The sequence below is a fragment of the Kitasatospora sp. NPDC032757 genome, assembly GCF_055579305.1.
On record NZ_JBVINN010000024.1, the window covers coordinates 118,043 to 133,233 of the forward strand.

Here is a 15,191-nt window from a genome sequence, read left to right on the forward strand (position 1 = left end):
GGCACCGGGGCGCGGCAGCGGGCCGGTGCCGCACCGCCGCGCCCCGGTGGCGCCTGCCGGAGCAGTTCGCTCAGGCGCTCTCGACCTTGAGGTCGCGCAGCAGCTTGGCGACGTGGCCGGTGGCCTTCACGTTGTAGAGGGCGCGCTCGACCTTGCCCTGCTCGTCCACGATCACGGTGGAGCGGATCACGCCCTGGTAGGTGCGGCCGTAGTTCTGCTTCTCGCCGTACGCGGCGTAGGCCTCCAGGACGGCGTGGTCCGGGTCGGAGAGCAGGGTCACCTTGAGGTCCTCGGCCTCGCGGAACTTGCCGAGCTTCTCCGGCTTGTCCGGCGAGATGCCGATGACGTCGTAGCCCGCGCCGGCGAAGACCTCCAGGTTGTCGGTGAAGTCGCAGGCCTGCTTGGTGCAGCCCGGGGTGAGCGCGGCGGGGTAGAAGTAGACGATCACCTTGCGGCCGAGGTGGTCGGCGAGGGACACCTGGTTGCCGTCGGCGTCCGGCAGGCTGAAGGCGGGCGCGGTGTCGCCGGGCTGGAGACGCTCAGTCACGGGGGACTCTCCTGGTGCGTGGGCGGGTGGTCGTACCACGGCAAACCTACCTCCGATGGTGGGTGGGGCCGCGCGGGCCTGCGTGGCAACTGACAAACTGGGTCAGTCGCACAGGACAACATCAGTGAATTGGGGTGGCCCGAGTGGGCGAGGCGAGCACGAAGGACAAGTCGGCGCGGACGACCGCCCAGATCGAGGCGGACATCTCCCGCACCCGCACCCAGCTGGCGGCGACCCTGGACGAGCTCGCCATGCGCGTCCACCCGAGCACCATCTCGGCCCAGGTCAAGGCGAAGGCGGTGGCCTCCGTGGAGGAGAAGGCCGGCCGGGCGTACGTGGCGGCGAGCGGGCTGGTGGAGAAGGCCAAGGCGCAGTTCGTGGACGAGAAGGGGCAGCCGCGCAAGGAGCGGGTCGTCCCGGCCGCGCTGGTCGGCGTCGGCCTGGTGCTGCTGGTCGCGTCCGCCCGCAAGCGTCGCAAGGGCTGAACGGCGGGGTTGTCGGGGCCGGGCGCCGGTGGTGCCCGGCCTTCCGTCTGTCCGTACGGCGGTCTCGTACGTCCCGGCGGTCTCGTACTCCGGGCCAGCGTCACGCCGCGGGCCCGGGGGCGGTACCTTCGGGATCGTGAGTACGAACGACGAACCCACCCCGCAGACCGCCTCGCCGGAGCACGACTCGCCGCGCCACGACCGGCTGGGCGAGAAGCTGCCGATCAAGATGCTGCACGACCGCGTCCTGGTGAAGACCGAGGGCAGCGAGGGCGAGCGCCGCTCGACCGGCGGCATCCTCATCCCCGCGACCGCGGAGCTGTCCAAGCGCTGCACCTGGGCGGAGGCCGTCGCGGTGGGCCAGAGCGTCCGCTCGGTGGAGCCGGGCGACCGCGTCCTGTACGACCCGGAGGACAAGCTGGAGGTCGAGGTCCGCGGCGCCACCTACGTGCTGCTGCGCGAGCGTGACCTGCACGCCGTGGCCGCGATGCGCTTCGGCGACACGGAGGGCTCGACCGGGCTCTACCTGTGAGGACCTGACCGGCCCGGGGCGGGCCGTCACGCCGTGGTGCGTGGCGGCCCGCCGCGTCATGTCGGGGGCCGGTCTGTCGGTGGCCGGCAGTAGGGTCCCGGCATGAGCAGCGGTGTGCGTTCGAGCAGTGTGCCTCCGGTCGGTGACGAGCAGCGCCGGGCCCGGGTGGGCCGGCGGCATCTTCTGGCGCCTTCGGGGCGGGCGGCGCGGGTCGAGCAGGTGACGGACGCCGTGGTCGGGCTGCACGCCACCGATGCGGCGACGGTCTACCTGTCGGCGTGCGCGCGGCTGGCGGAGCCGTCGGCGGCCGAGGTCGAGCGGGCGCTGTACGAGGACGTCTCGCTGGTGAAACTGCTGTCGATGCGGCGGACGATCTTCGCCGTGACGGAGGAGTTCGCGCCGTACGTGAGTGCGTCCACGGCGCGGGCGATCGCGGTCAAGGAGCGGGCGACGCTGCTGAAGCACCTGCGCGACTTCGCCGAGGGCTGGGACGAGCGGCGCCTCGCGGAGACGGAGCTGGCGGTGCTGGCCGCGCTGGACCGGCGCGGTGAGGCGACGACGAGTGAACTCGGCGCGGACGTACCGGCGTTGCGCGAGACGATGCTGATGTCGGCGGGCAAGCCGTACGAGGCGAAGCAGAGCGTGGGGAGCCGGCTGCTGCGACTGCTGGCCTCGGACGGGCATCTGCGGCGGTGCCGGCCGCGCGGGTCCTGGCTGAGCAGCAGCTATCCGTGGGCGCGGGTGCCGCAGTGGCCGGACGTGCCGGTGCGGGAGGCCAAGGCGGAGGTGGTGCGGCGCTGGCTGGCGGCGTACGGGCCGGCCACGGTCGAGGACGTGAAGTGGTGGACGGGCTGGACGCTGGGGGACACCCGTAAGGCGCTGGCGGACGTGGGCGCGGTGGACGTGGCGCTGGCCGGGGGCGTGGCGGGTCTGGTGCTGCCGGGGGACGTGGAGCCGGTGGCGGAGCCGGAGCCGTGGGCGGCGCTGCTGCCGGCGCTGGACCCGACGGTGATGGGCTGGCGTGGGCGTGAGTGGTATCTGCGGCCGGAGGACGTCCCGGCGCTGTTCGACCGGGCGGGCAATGCGGGGCCGACGGTCTGGTGGTGCGGCCGGGTGGTGGGCGGTTGGGCGCAGCGTGCGGACGGCGAGGTGGTGTGGCGGCTGTTCGCGGATGTCGGGGCTGAGGCGGAGGCGGCGGTCGCGGGGGAGGCGGCGCGGTTGTCGGGCTGGTTGGGGGAGGTGCGGGTGACGCCGCGGTTCCGGACGCCGTTGGAGCGGGAGTTGGTGGCGTAGCGGCTCACCGGCGGCCCGGCTCGGCGGCGGCCCGGCTCACCGGCAGCTGTCCGCCTCACCGGCGGCGGTTCGGCTCACCGGCGGCCCGGGGTACCCACGGTCGGGCTCGCCGGTGGTCCGGTTCGCCCGCGCGGTCCGGGTCGGCGGCGGCGGTTCGGCTCACGGGGCGGGTGGGGTGGCGGCCGCCGGGTTCGGGCCCGGATTCGGGCCCGGGCTCGGGCCGGTGGCCGACGGGTGTGCGGTCGGGGTCGGGGTCGGCGGCGGGGTGGGCCTGGCCGAGGAGGGCCGGCTGGTCGGGGTGGTGACCGGTGGCTCGGGGGTGGGTGTCGGGTGGGGTGCCTCGGGGGTGGGGGTGGGCCGGGTCTCGGTGGGCCGGCTGCTCGGGGTGGGCACGTCCGGTACCGGTACCGGTACCGGTACGGGCGCTGAGGGGGCGGGGGTGCTGGGCGGTGCGCTGGTGGCGCTCGCGCTGGGGGACGGCGAGGCCGCTGCGGTGGTGGCCGGGGTGCTCGGCCGGCTGTTGCCGCGGCCCGGCTGCAGGTCGAAGTGCTGGACGTCGGTGCCGTCCAGGACGTCGGCCATGTACGCGGTCCAGATCTCGGTGGGGAAGGCACCGCCGTTGATCCGGGTGTAGCCGGCGGTGCCGGAGAGCGGTTCCTTGGCGTGGGTCTTCGGGTTCTCCCGGAAGAGGCCGACGGTGGTGGTGAGTTCGGGGGTGAAGCCGGCGAACCAGGCGGAGAGGTTGGAGTCGGTGGTGCCGGTCTTGCCGGCGGCGGGGCGGCCGAGGTCGAGGGCGGCGGCGCCGGTGCCGCGCGGGCTGACGACGTCGCGCAGGACGTCGGTGACGGCGTCGGCGGTGCCCCGGTCGATCGCGCTGGTCGGGACGTGCTCGGGCATCTTGGGGACGTCGATGGCGCCGCCGGTGTGGACGCGTTCGAGCTTGGTGACGGACCACGGGGTGTACGCCTGGCCGTGGTTGGCGAACGCGGCGTAGGCGCCGGCCAGGTTGAGGGCGCTGGGGGTGGCGGTGCCCAGGGTCATCGAGGTGTTGGCCGGGTCCATGCCGGGGACGTTGTCGGGGATGCCCAGCCGGATGGCGGTCTCCCGGACGTGGGCGAGCCCGGCGTCGACGCCTTCCTGCGCGTAGACCGAGTTGACGGACTTCGTCATGGCTTGGCGCAGGGTGATGTCGCCGTAGTCGATGTCGTCCTCGTTGGGCGGGGCGTACGGGGTGGGGCCGCCGGTGACGGGGCGTTCGCTGGTGCCGTCGTAGCGGGTCTCGGTGGTGATCGGGCGGCCGTCGCCGCTGCTGCGACCGGAGTTGAGGCCGGCGGCGAGGTCGATGGGCTTGAAGGTGGAGCCGATCTGGTTGTCCTGGCGCAGCGCGTCGTTGTAGGGCTGTTTCGCGTAGTCGGGTCCGCCGTAGACGGCGACGACGCGCCCGGTGGCGGGTTCGACCGAGGCGCCGGCGACGCGGACGTCGGTGTCGGTGGTGGGCCGTTTGGCGGGCTCGAGTTCGTCGGTGAGTTCCTGCTGGACGGCGTGGGTGAAGGCGTCCTGCTTGTCCTTGTCGAACGTGGTGGTGATCCGCCAGCCGCCGGCCTTGAGGGTGGCGGTGTCGATGATGCCGCTGGAGACGAGGTAGTCGTCGGCTACGCCGACCAGGTAGCCGGCCTGGCCGCCGAGTCCGGTGGCGGGCTGGGGGTCGATCGGCTCGGGGAAGGTGATGGAGGCGCGGTCGACGGCGGTCAGGAAGCCGAGTTGGACCATGCCGTCGAGGGCGTAGTTCCAGCGGGCCACGGCCTTCTCGCGGTTGGCGGGGGTGGCGGTCTTGACGTCGTAGATGCTGGGGGCCTGGAGCAGGGCGGCGAGGTAGGCGCCCTGGGGGAGGGTGAGCTGGGAGACGTCGACGCCGTAGTAGGCGCGGGCGGCGCTCTGGATGCCGTAGGCGTTGCGGCCGAAGTAGCTGCTGTTGAGGTAGCCGGTGAGGATCTCGTTCTTGCTGCGCTGCTGGTCGACCTTGAGGGCGATGAAGAGTTCGCGGCCCTTGCGCTCGATGGTCTGGTCCTGGGTCAGGTAGTAGTTCTTGACGTACTGCTGGGTGATGGTGGAGCCGCCCTGCATGCCTTTGCCGGTGAGGGTGTTCCAGCCGGCGCGGACCATGCCCTTCAGGTCGATGCCGCCGTTCCGGTAGAAGGTGCGGTCCTCGGCGGAGACGACGGCGTGCTGGGTGTCCGGCGGGATCTGGGTGATCGTCACGTCGGTGCGGTTGACGGCGCCGGTGCGGGCGATCTCGGTGGTGCCGTCGGCGTAGAGGTAGATGTTGTTCTGGGCGACGGCGTGGGCGTTGGGGTCGGGGACGGGGACGATGAGGTAGAGCACGGCGAAGGAGCCGACGGCGAGGAGCAGGACGGCGGTGAGCGCGCCGAGCGTGATCCGCCAGGTGGGCAGGAGCCGGCGCCAGAACGGCTTGGCGCGGCGCGCCTCGCGACGGGCGGCCCGTTTGGCCTGACGTCGGGTGCGGTGGTCTGCCCTCAAGGTCATGCCGCGATTATGTGCTATTTGATCCGCGATCAGGTGGTGGAAAAACCGGGTGCGTCCACTGATCGTCGGCGGTACGGTGAAAGGTGCAAACCATATAGCGCACCCAGTTCTCGCGTACGCGGCTCGGACAGCTCCGCCCGCTCGCCCGGTACCCCCGGGCGGGGCCGGTCGGGGCCGGTCCGGCATGCGCCGGTGCCTGCCGTCGGCGTTCGTGCGCCGGTGTTCGGGCGCCGGTGTTCCCGCGCCGGTGCCCGGTGCGCTGTTCCGGGGTACTTCCGCCTGCCCGTATTTGTCGATAAGGAGACAATATGCCCAGCGCTGTGCCGGTCGAGACGCAGCTCAGGCCCCCTCCGGACGTCGGCGGCACCGCCCGCCTCTACCTCGCCGTCGTCCGCGGCGGCTTCCGCCGCTACTCCACCTACCGGGCCGCCACCCTGGCCGGTGGTGTCACCAACACCGTGTTCGGCTTCATCCTGGCCTACACCTTCCTCGCCCTGTGGCAGGCCAGGCCCGGGCTCGGCGGCTACGACGCCTCCCAGGCCGTCACCTACATCTGGATCAGCCAGTCCCTGCTGGCCACCGTCGCGGTCTTCGGCGGCGGCTTCCAGGACGACATCCAGGAGCGGTTCCGCAAGGGGGACATCGCGGTCGACCTCCAGCGGCCGGTCGACTTCCAGGGGTGGTGGCTGGCCAACGACCTCGGCCGGGCCGGCTTCCAGTTGCTGGCCCGCGGCGTGCTGCCGACCGTCGCCGGCTGCCTCGCCTTCGACACCCGGCTGCCGCACCACCCGGCGGTCTGGGCCGTGTTCCTGCTGTCCGTCCTGCTCGCGGTGGTGGTCAGCTTCGGGCTGCGCTTCCTGGTCTCGCTGACCGGCTTCTGGCTCCAGGACGCGGAGGGGATCCGCTCGGTCATGGTGGTGGTGACGATGTTCTTCTCCGGGATGCTGCTGCCGATCGGCCTCTTCCCCGGCTGGCTCGGCGGGCTCGCGGGGGCGCTGCCCTTCGCGGCCATGATCCAGATCCCCACGGACGTCTTCCTGGAGCGGCACACCGGCACCGGCCTGCTCGGCATCCTCGGCCTCCAGGCGCTCTGGGCGGCCCTGCTGCTCGGAGCCGGGCACGCCGTCCAGCGGCTCGCGACCCGCAAGGTGGTGGTCCAGGGTGGCTGACCTCGTCCGCACCGGGGCGCTCCCCGTCCGCACCGAGGCGCCCGCCGTCCGGTCCGAGACCGTCGCCGCGCGGGTCCGCTGGGCGGTCCGCTCCTGGTGGCTGGTGGCCGCCATGTGGAACCGCTCCACCATGTCCTACCGGCTCTCCTTCGCCCTGATGGCCGTGGCGAGCACGGTCATCACCTTCCTCGACTTCGTCGTCATCCTGCTGATGTTCCAGCACACCCACGCCCTCGGCGGCTGGACCCTGCCCGAACTCGGCTTCCTGTACGGGACGTCGGCGTTCGCGCTGGGCGCCGCCAACCTGCTGGTCGGCACGGCCGACGCGCTCGGCGAACGGATCCGCGCCGGCAGCCTGGACACCATGCTGATCCGCCCCGCCCCCGCGCTGGCCCAGCTCTGCGCCGAACGCTTCACCCTCCGCCGGCTCGGGCGGCCCGTGCAGGCGACGGCGGTGCTGGTCTGGTCGCTGGCGGCGCTGGACGTCGACTGGACGTGGGACCGGGTGCTGCTGGTGCCCGTCCTGCTCGTCTGCGGCACCACCATCTTCGCGGCGGTCTTCATCGGCGGAGCCACCGTGCAGTTCTGGTGGGGCGAGGCCGGTGAGCTGCAGAACTCCCTCACCTACGGCGGCGCCACCCTGCTGCAGTACCCGCCGACGATCTTCGCCAAGGAGCTCGTGGCCGGCGTGGTCTTCGGCGTCCCGCTGGCCTTCGCCAACTGGCTGCCCGCCCTGCGCATCCTCGGCCGGCCCGATCCGCTCGGCCTGCCGGCGGCCTTCCAGTACGCCTCGCCCGTCGCCGCGGTGCTCTGCTGCGCCGTCGCCGGCCTCGCCTGGCGGGCCGGCCTGCGCGCCTACCGCGGCACCGGCAGCTGACCCCCACCCCCTCGTGAAAGCAGAACTCCCATGGCACTGATCGAACTCGACGACGTCCGCCGCACCTTCACCGTCCGCGCCAAGGCCGGCCGGATCAAGCGCGAGAAGCGCGAGGTGCGCGCGGTGGACGGGCTGAGCTTCACGGTGGAGGCCGGCGAGTGCGTCGGCTACATCGGCCCGAACGGCGCCGGCAAGTCCACCACCATCAAGATGCTCACCGGCATCCTGGTGCCCTCCGGCGGGCGGCTGCGCGTCGCCGGCGTCGACCCGGCCCGGGAGCGCGTCGCGCTGGCCCGCCGGATCGGCGTCGTCTTCGGGCAGCGCACCACGCTCTGGTGGGACCTGCCGCTGCGCGACTCCTACGAACTCGCCCGCCGGCTCTACCGGATCCCCGACCACCGATATCGCGCCAACCTCCGACGCTACGTCGAACTGCTGGACCTCGGCGCCCTGTTGGACACGCCGGTGCGCCAGCTCTCGCTCGGCCAGCGGATGCGCGGGGACTTGGCGGCGGCGCTGCTGCACGACCCGCAGGTGCTCTACCTGGACGAACCCACCATCGGGCTCGACGTGATCAGCAAGGGCAAGGTCCGCGACTTCCTGCGCGAGGCCAACCGCGAGCAGGGCACCACCGTGCTGCTCACCACGCACGACCTCACCGACATCGAGCAGCTCTGCGACCGGGTGATGGTGATCGACCACGGCCGGGTCGTCTACGACGGCGGGCTGGACGGCCTGCACGCGGCGGGCGAGAGCGAACGGATCCTGGTGGTCGACCTCGCCGAGGCCCGGCCGCCGATCGAGGTGCCCGGCGCGCGGGTCGTGAAGGTCGAGGGACCGCGGCAGTGGCTGGCCTTCCCCGCCCAGCAGAGCGCCGCTCCGATCGTCGCGGCCGTCGCCGACCGGTTCCCGCTGGTCGACCTCTCGGTCCGCGAGCCCGCGATCGAGGACGTGATCGCGCGGATGTACGCGGAGGTCGCGATCGGCTGACCCGGGCGGGTGCGCCGGGCCCCGGCCCGATACGGGCGGGGCCGGGCGGCTCCCGGGTGGGCAGGGGCAGCAGCGCGGGCCGCCGGCCGGGACGGCGGCGGGGCGGCGCGGACGGGGTCAGGAGGATCGTCGGCCGGGGCGCGTACGTTCGGCCGAGGCGCTCAGGTGGGTGCGCGATGAGGCCGAGGGCAGGGCCGGGGGGCGTGTTGCCTGAGTGTCAGGGCGTGCGTGCCTGCGATGGGCCGGGGCCCCTGGAGGCGGACTCCCGGCGTGCGTTGCCCGGCGCGCCCTCCGCTCGCGCCGGGCAACGGGCAGACTGGCGGGGTGAGCGACGAACCCTTCAGCGGGACCGGCCCCGGCGTCCGGTTCACCGCGGCCGACGAGGAGAAGAGACGCGGCGTCCGCCGGATGAAGACCATCGCGACCGGTCTGCTGGCCTTCGCGACCCTGGTCTTCGCCCTTGCCACCTGGGCGAAGGCGGCCGGCGCCGGCGCCTGGGCCGGCTACGTGGCGGCGGCCGCGGAGGCGGGCATGGTCGGCGCCCTGGCCGACTGGTTCGCGGTGACCGCGCTGTTCCGCCGTCCGTTCGGCCTGCCGATCCCGCACACCGCGATCATCCCGACCAAGAAGGACGCCTTCGGCCGGTCGCTCGGCGACTTCGTCGGCGACAACTTCCTCTCCGGCCACGTGGTGCGCGGCCGGCTCGCCGCGCTCGGCATCGCCCGCCGGCTCGGTGAGTGGCTGTCCGCCCCCGGCAGTGCCGAGCGGGTCACCAAGGAGGCCTCGGCCGCGCTGCGCGGGGTGCTCGCGGTGCTGCGCGACGACGACGTGCAGGCGGTCGTCGGCGAGGCGGTGACCAGGCGGGCCGGCGCCACCTCGGTCGCCGAGCCGATGGGCCGGATGCTCGGCAAGGTGGTCGCCGACGGCGGCCACCACGGTGTGGTCGACCTGGTCGCCGTCCGGGCGCACGACTGGCTGGCCGAGAACCACGAGGAGGTGGTCCGGAAGGTCACCCAGAAGACCCCCGGCTGGACGCCGAAGTTCCTGGACAACCAGGTTGGCGAGCGGGTCTACAAGGAGCTGATGCGCTTCGTCTCCGACATCCGCGACGACCCCGAGCACCCGGCCCGTGGCGCCGTCGACAGCTTCCTCGCCGACTTCGCCACCGAGCTGCAGACCGACCCGGAGACCATCGCCCGGGTCGAGCGGGCCAAGTCCGACCTGCTGGCCCGCTCCGAGGTGCAGGACCTGATCGCCTCCACCTGGGCCGCCGTCCGCACCCTGGTGCTGAACGCCGCCGAGGACGAGGACAGCGAACTGCGCCGGCGCATCCGCACCGGCGTGCGGGACTTCGGCGCACGCCTGGCGACCGACCCGAAGCTCCAGGCCAAGGTGGACCGCTGGCTCCAGGACGCCGCCCAGTACCTGGTCGACACCTACCGGGCGGAGATCACCTCGCTGATCTCCGAGACGGTGGCAGGCTGGGACGCGGACGACGCCTCCCGCAAGATCGAGGCCAACGTCGGCCGCGACCTCCAGTTCATCCGGATCAACGGCACCGTGGTCGGCGCCCTGGCCGGACTGATCATCCACACCGTGGCGGTCGCCCTCGGGGGGTGAGCCGGGTCGCGCCGGGGCGGGACGGGGTCGGCCGGGTGTGCTTATCCTGGCGGACACTGCTCGATACGCGCGTAGAAACGTAGAGAACGCGTAGAAACGTAGAGAAGAAGGGCACCACCGTGGTCCAGCCGGACGGAAGTCGGATCGGAAACCCCAGCGGAAACCCCACCGGGAGCACGGCCGGGGGCCGTGCCGGGGGGCGGGGCATCGAGGCGTTCATCGCTGGGATGCCCAAGGCGGAGCTGCACGTCCACCACGTCGGCTCGGCCTCGCCGCGCGTCGTCGCCGAGCTGGCCGCCCGCCACCGCGGCCAGGCCAGGGTGCCGACCGACCCGGCGGCCCTCGCCGAGTACTTCACCTTCACCGACTTCGCCCACTTCATCGAGGTCTACCTCAGCGTCGTCGACCTCATCCGCGACGCCGAGGACGTCCGCGCGCTGACCTACGGCGTCGCCGAGGACATGGCCCGGCAGAACATCCGGTACGCCGAGCTGACCGTCACCCCGTACTCCTCGGTCAGCCGGGGCATCCCCGACGTCGCCTTCATGGAGGCCATCGAGGACGCCCGGCTGCACGCCGAGAAGGAGCTCGGCGTGGTGCTCCGCTGGTGCTTCGACATCCCCGGTGAGGCCGGCCTGGCCGCCGCAGAGGAGACCGCCCGGCTCGCCGTCGACCTCGCCCCCGAAGGCCTGGTCAGCTTCGGCCTCGGCGGCCCGGAGATCGGCGTGCCGCGCCCGCAGTTCAAGCCGTACTTCGACCGGGCGCGCGCGGCCGGCCTGCGCAGTGTCCCGCACGCCGGCGAGACCACCGGCCCGGAGACGGTCTGGGACGCGCTGCGGGTGCTCGGCGCCGAGCGCATCGGCCACGGCACGCAGGCCGTGAAGGACCCGGCGCTGCTGGACTTCCTCGGTGAGCACCGGATCCCGCTGGAGGTCTGCCCGACCTCCAACATCGCCACCCGGGCGGTGGAGCGGATCGAGGAGCACCCGATCAAGCAGATGGTCGACTCGGGCCTGCTGGTCACCGTCAACAGCGACGACCCGCCGATGTTCGGCACCGACCTCAACACCGAGTACGCGGTGGCGGCCCGGCTGCTGGACCTGGACGAGGCGGGCGTCGCCGCGCTGGCGCGCAACGCCGTCGAGGCGTCCTTCCTGGACGCGCCCGGCAAGGCCCGGATCGTCGGCGAGATCGACGCCTACCTGGCCGGGTGGGACCGCGGCTGACCTGCGTCCTCCTGCGCCGGCTCCGGGCCGGCCGGGTGGTGGTGACCGCCCCTGCCGGGTTCGCCCGGCAGGGGCGGTTCCGCGTCTGGCGCCACCCCTTCGGGTGATGGCGCCATAATGGCACTTCTCATGGTGCCATCGATGTGCCATGCTGTGGGCCATGGACCTCACGCCGTACGTCGACAATCTCCGGCACGAGCTCGCGGTAGCGGCGGGCGCGGGCGGGGACGAAGCCCGCGCTCTGGCCGAGCGCCTGACTCTGCCGCTGGAGTCGGCCGCACGGCTCACCCTGCTCAACGCCCTCTCCGCCGCGATGGGCGAGGTCACCCGTGACCTCGCCCCGGGTTCGGTGGACGTCCGGCTCCGCGGGCTCGATCCGGAGTTCGTGGTGACGGTGCCGCCCTCGGTGGAGCCGTTCCACGAGTCCGGCGAGCTCCTGGCACCGGCGTCACCGGTGGTGCCACCGGCGGCATCGATGGCGCCATCCGTGGCGCCGGACGCGGATGACAGCAACACCGCCCGGATCAACTTCCGTCTGCCCGCCCATCTCAAGACCAGGGTGGAGGAGGCCGCCGGGCAGGAGGGCCTCTCGGTCAACGCCTGGCTGGTCCGGGCGGCCGCCGCCGCATTGGAGCCGGGCGAGCCCGCCCGCGCCGTCGGCCGGACCAGGCGGGCGACGGGCCAGGGCTACACCGGCTGGGTCCGGTAGCCGCTTCTCGCTCCGCTCCTTCCCACGTCACCAGTCTCGACGTCACCCCGCCCGACGGGCGGGAACACCCACCAGAGCCAAGAGGACGGGACAGCCATGCCTACTTTCGACACCCCCGACCCGATCAACGTCACCCTCGAATTCGACATCCTCTCCGTGCGGATCACCGCGGGGAAGCGCACCGACACCGTGGTGGAGGTGCGGCCGGCCGACGCCGACGTGGAGGCGGACGTCAAGACCGCGGCGCAGACCAAGGTCAGCTGCGCCGGCGGCGCCCTGGTCGTCAAGGGCCCGAAGAAGCGCTCCCTCTTCGGCAAGCCGGGCTCGGTGGACGTCACCATCGAGCTGCCGGCCGGATCCGAGATCAACGGGGACGCGCCCATCGCGGACTTCCTCTGCGAGGGCCTGCTCGGTGACTGCCGGCTGAAGACCTCGGTCGGCCGGATCCAGGTCGAGCAGGCGGCCACCGTCCGCCTGAAGACCGACCACGGCGACATCCGCCTCCAGCGCGCCGACGGGGACGCCGAGATCGCCGGCTCCGGCCGGGTCGAGATCGGCGCCATCCTGGGCGCGGCGACGGTGAAGAACCTCAACGGCGAGACGGTCATCGGCGAGGTCGGCGGCGACCTCAAGGTCAACTCGTCCAACGGCCAGGTCAGCGTCGGCGTCGCCGGCGCGGACGTCGACATCAAGTCGGCCCACGGCGCCATCCGGATCGGCGAGGTCGTCCGCGGGCAGGTGGCCCTGCAGACCGCCGTGGGGGACTTGGAGATCGGCATCCGCGAAGCGTCGGCCGCCTGGCTCGACGTCCACACCCGGCTCGGCAGCGTCCGCAACACGCTCGCATCCACGGAGGGCCCGGGCGGGGCCGACGAGACCGTCGAGGTCCGCGGCCGGACGCAGCTCGGCGACATCGTGATCCGGCGTTCCTGACCATCCGCCATCTCCGGCCGCCGGTGCCTCGTGGCAGCTCTCGGCACCTCGTGGCACCTCGTGGCACCTCAGCACCTCGGCACCTCGGCACCTCGGCACCCAAGGAAGCGTGACCGTCATGACCTTAACGCCCGCCTCCGCCACGCTCACCGCGTCGGCGATCACCGCCACCGGGCTGACCAAGTCCTACGGCGGGAAGACGGTGCTCCGCGGCATCGATCTGACCATCCCCGAGGGCACGGTCTTCGCCCTGCTCGGGCCGAACGGCGCCGGCAAGACCACCGCCGTGCAGATCCTCTCAACCCTGATCCCGGCCGACGACGGCGTCGTACGGGTGGCCGGCCACGACCTCGTCCGGGAGGCCGGCGCGGTCCGCGCGGCGATCGGCGTCACCGGGCAGTTCTCGGCGGTGGACAACCTGCTCACCGCCCAGGAGAACCTGCTGCTGATGGCCGACCTCAACCACCTCGGCCGTCGGGAGGGGCGGAGGCGGGCGGAGGAACTGTTGCGGCGGTTCGACCTCACGGAGGTGGCGACGAAGCCGGCCGTCACCTTCTCCGGCGGCATGAGACGCAAGCTGGACCTCGCCATGACGCTGGTCGGAGACCCGCGGATCATCTTCCTGGACGAGCCCACCACCGGCCTGGACCCGCGCAGCCGGCGCACGATGTGGGAGATCATCCGGAGCCTGGTCGCCGACCACGGCGTCACCGTCTTCCTCACCACCCAGTACCTGGAGGAGGCCGACCAACTCGCCGACCGGATAGCCGTCCTGGACGGTGGCCGGATCGTCGCCGAGGGTACGGCGGAGCAGCTGAAGCGGCTCATCCCGGGCGGCCACCTGCGGCTGGGGTTCGCCGGTCCGGCCGAACTCGCCTCGGCCGCCGCGCTCTTCACCTACGCCGCGGCCGACGAGGAGGCTCTCGCCCTCTCCATCCCCGGCGACAACTCCGTCGTCACGGTGAAGGCGGTCCTGGACGTGCTCGACAACGCCGGGGTCCGGGCCGAGTCACTGACCGTGCACACCCCCGACCTGGACGACGTGTTCCTCACCCTGACCGAGGGGGCCTCCCGATGAGCACCACGACGACCTACGCCGTCAGCGACTCCCTGACGATGCTGCGGCGCAACCTCAAGCACGCACAGCGGTACCCGTCGATGACCTTCGCGGTCGTGATGATGCCCGTGATGATGCTGCTGCTGTTCAACTACGCGTTCGGCGGAGCACTCGGCCTCGGCATCGGCGGAGGCGACTACATCGACTACGTCACCCCCGGCATCCTGCTGATGGCGGCGACGTCCGGGGCACTGGTGACGGCGGTCGGCGTCTGCGTCGACATGACCGAGGGCATCGTCAACCGCTTCCGGACGATGGCGGTCTCGCCCTCGGCCTTCCTGACCGGGCACGTGGTCGGCAGCGTCATCCAGACGGTGATCGGCATGGTCCTCGTGCTCGCCGCCGCCCTTGCGATGGGCTTCCGGCCCAACGCGACCCCGGTGGAGTGGCTCGCCGCCTCCGGCCTGCTCGTCTTCGTCATCCTGGCCCTGACCTGGCTCGCCGCCGGCATCGGCTTGGTCGCGAAGACTCCGGAGAGCGCCAGCAACCTCCCGATGCCGCTCCAGTTCCTGCCCTTCATCGGCAGTGCCATCGTCCCGCCGGACTCCATGCCCACGGCACTGCGGTGGTTCGCCGAGTACCAGCCCTTCACCCCGGTCATCGAGACCCTGCGAGGCCTGCTGATGGGCACGGAGATAGGCAGCAGCGCGATGGCTGCCCTCGCCTGGTGCATCGCCCTGGCCGCCGTCGGCTACCTCTGGGCGCGCAGCACCTTCCACCGCACCGCGCGGCGGTAGCCCGCCTGCTCTCCGTCCCACCGGGCCGTCACCGCGACAGGTGGCGGTCGCCGGCGGTTCCCGCTCGGGCGCCCCCGCCCGCCGCGGCAGTCGCTGGGCGGCCGGCCCGGCCGGACGACCCCCTTTCGGCCCGTGCTCGGCGACCGTTCCACGGTGCGGGTGCTCCTTGTGCGGGTTGCAGGCTGCGGACTGCGGGTTGCGGGTGCCGGGTCGCCGGGGTGGGTTCAGAGGCTGCGGGCGGTGATGTCGCCGTAGCTGGTGGTCGCGTGGATGGCGAGTTCGGCGGTGTCGTTGTCGGTGTTCTTGAGGGCGTTGTTGATGCGGCCGTGGGCGGTGCCGGCGTCGAGGGAGGCGGTGGTTGCGCGGGCGGCGCCGATGGTGATGTCGCCGGCCTGGGTGCGCAGTTCGACGG

General features: G+C 72.6%; 14 protein-coding genes and 1 pseudogene. 12 read left to right on the forward strand and 3 right to left on the reverse strand.

The window, feature by feature from the left end; all coding sequences use genetic code 11:
* Window positions 1-70: 70 nt before the first annotated feature.
* Entirely contained in the window at window positions 71-547 is a 477-nt protein-coding gene (gene bcp / locus ACZ5WK_RS24915) for a thioredoxin-dependent thiol peroxidase (protein ID WP_396322703.1), read from the reverse strand.
* A 143-nt stretch (window positions 548-690) separates the two neighbouring features.
* Between bcp and ACZ5WK_RS24920 the strand changes: the two genes are divergently transcribed.
* The 3 genes from ACZ5WK_RS24920 to ACZ5WK_RS24930 all read left to right on the forward strand — a co-directional run bounded on the left by ACZ5WK_RS24920 (window position 691) and on the right by ACZ5WK_RS24930 (window position 2,857).
* Window positions 691-1,032 carry a DUF3618 domain-containing protein gene (locus ACZ5WK_RS24920; protein ID WP_396322702.1) on the forward strand — a complete coding sequence of 114 codons (342 nt, stop codon included), beginning with the start codon at window positions 691-693 and terminating at the stop codon, window positions 1,030-1,032.
* 229 nt (window positions 1,033-1,261) lie between these two features.
* Window positions 1,262-1,564 carry a GroES family chaperonin gene (locus ACZ5WK_RS24925; protein WP_148645002.1) on the forward strand — a complete coding sequence of 101 codons (303 nt, stop codon included), beginning with the start codon at window positions 1,262-1,264 and terminating at the stop codon, window positions 1,562-1,564.
* A gap of 102 nt (window positions 1,565-1,666) precedes the next feature.
* A complete protein-coding gene (locus tag ACZ5WK_RS24930) occupies window positions 1,667-2,857 on the forward strand; it encodes a winged helix DNA-binding domain-containing protein (RefSeq protein WP_465550195.1) in 1,191 nt (396 codons plus the stop codon).
* 159 nt (window positions 2,858-3,016) lie between these two features.
* On the opposite strand, the gene ACZ5WK_RS24935 is transcribed toward ACZ5WK_RS24930, so the two are convergent.
* A complete protein-coding gene (locus tag ACZ5WK_RS24935) occupies window positions 3,017-5,401 on the reverse strand; it encodes a transglycosylase domain-containing protein (RefSeq protein ID WP_465550197.1) in 2,385 nt (794 codons plus the stop codon).
* A 308-nt stretch (window positions 5,402-5,709) separates the two neighbouring features.
* Here ACZ5WK_RS24935 and ACZ5WK_RS24940 point away from each other — a divergent pair, with 308 nt between their 5' ends.
* The 9 genes from ACZ5WK_RS24940 to ACZ5WK_RS24980 all read left to right on the forward strand — a co-directional run bounded on the left by ACZ5WK_RS24940 (window position 5,710) and on the right by ACZ5WK_RS24980 (window position 14,779).
* Window positions 5,710-6,570, forward strand: a complete 861-nt coding sequence (locus ACZ5WK_RS24940; protein WP_465550199.1) for an ABC transporter permease — start codon at window positions 5,710-5,712, stop codon at window positions 6,568-6,570.
* Between the two features lie 112 nt (window positions 6,571-6,682).
* The gene (locus ACZ5WK_RS24945) at window positions 6,683-7,447 is read left to right on the forward strand and encodes an ABC transporter permease (RefSeq protein ID WP_465550219.1); all 765 of its coding nucleotides are present in this window, start codon (window positions 6,683-6,685) and stop codon (window positions 7,445-7,447) included.
* A gap of 30 nt (window positions 7,448-7,477) precedes the next feature.
* A complete protein-coding gene (locus ACZ5WK_RS24950; RefSeq protein ID WP_465550201.1) occupies window positions 7,478-8,437 on the forward strand; it encodes an ABC transporter ATP-binding protein in 960 nt (319 codons plus the stop codon).
* 237 nt (window positions 8,438-8,674) lie between these two features.
* Window positions 8,675-10,057, forward strand: a complete 1,383-nt coding sequence (locus tag ACZ5WK_RS24955) for a DUF445 domain-containing protein (RefSeq protein ID WP_465550220.1) — start codon at window positions 8,675-8,677, stop codon at window positions 10,055-10,057.
* A gap of 206 nt (window positions 10,058-10,263) precedes the next feature.
* A complete protein-coding gene (locus ACZ5WK_RS24960) occupies window positions 10,264-11,283 on the forward strand; it encodes an adenosine deaminase (protein WP_396322790.1) in 1,020 nt (339 codons plus the stop codon).
* 160 nt (window positions 11,284-11,443) lie between these two features.
* Window positions 11,444-11,992 carry a hypothetical protein gene (locus ACZ5WK_RS24965; RefSeq protein ID WP_465550202.1) on the forward strand — a complete coding sequence of 183 codons (549 nt, stop codon included), beginning with the start codon at window positions 11,444-11,446 and terminating at the stop codon, window positions 11,990-11,992.
* A 96-nt stretch (window positions 11,993-12,088) separates the two neighbouring features.
* Window positions 12,089-12,925 carry a DUF4097 family beta strand repeat-containing protein gene (locus ACZ5WK_RS24970; RefSeq protein ID WP_465550204.1) on the forward strand — a complete coding sequence of 279 codons (837 nt, stop codon included), beginning with the start codon at window positions 12,089-12,091 and terminating at the stop codon, window positions 12,923-12,925.
* 118 nt (window positions 12,926-13,043) lie between these two features.
* Window positions 13,044-14,003 (forward strand): ATP-binding cassette domain-containing protein, encoded by a 960-nt coding sequence (locus ACZ5WK_RS24975; RefSeq protein ID WP_465550206.1) that lies wholly within the window; start codon window positions 13,044-13,046, stop codon window positions 14,001-14,003.
* Window positions 14,000-14,779, forward strand: a complete 780-nt coding sequence (locus ACZ5WK_RS24980; RefSeq protein ID WP_465550208.1) for an ABC transporter permease — start codon at window positions 14,000-14,002, stop codon at window positions 14,777-14,779. The genes ACZ5WK_RS24975 and ACZ5WK_RS24980 overlap by 4 nt, the downstream gene beginning before the upstream one ends.
* Window positions 14,780-15,003: 224 nt before the next feature.
* Here ACZ5WK_RS24980 and ACZ5WK_RS24985 read toward each other — a convergent pair.
* Window positions 15,004-15,191 (reverse strand): annotated as a pseudogene (locus ACZ5WK_RS24985) (DUF4097 family beta strand repeat-containing protein); the annotation flags it as partial.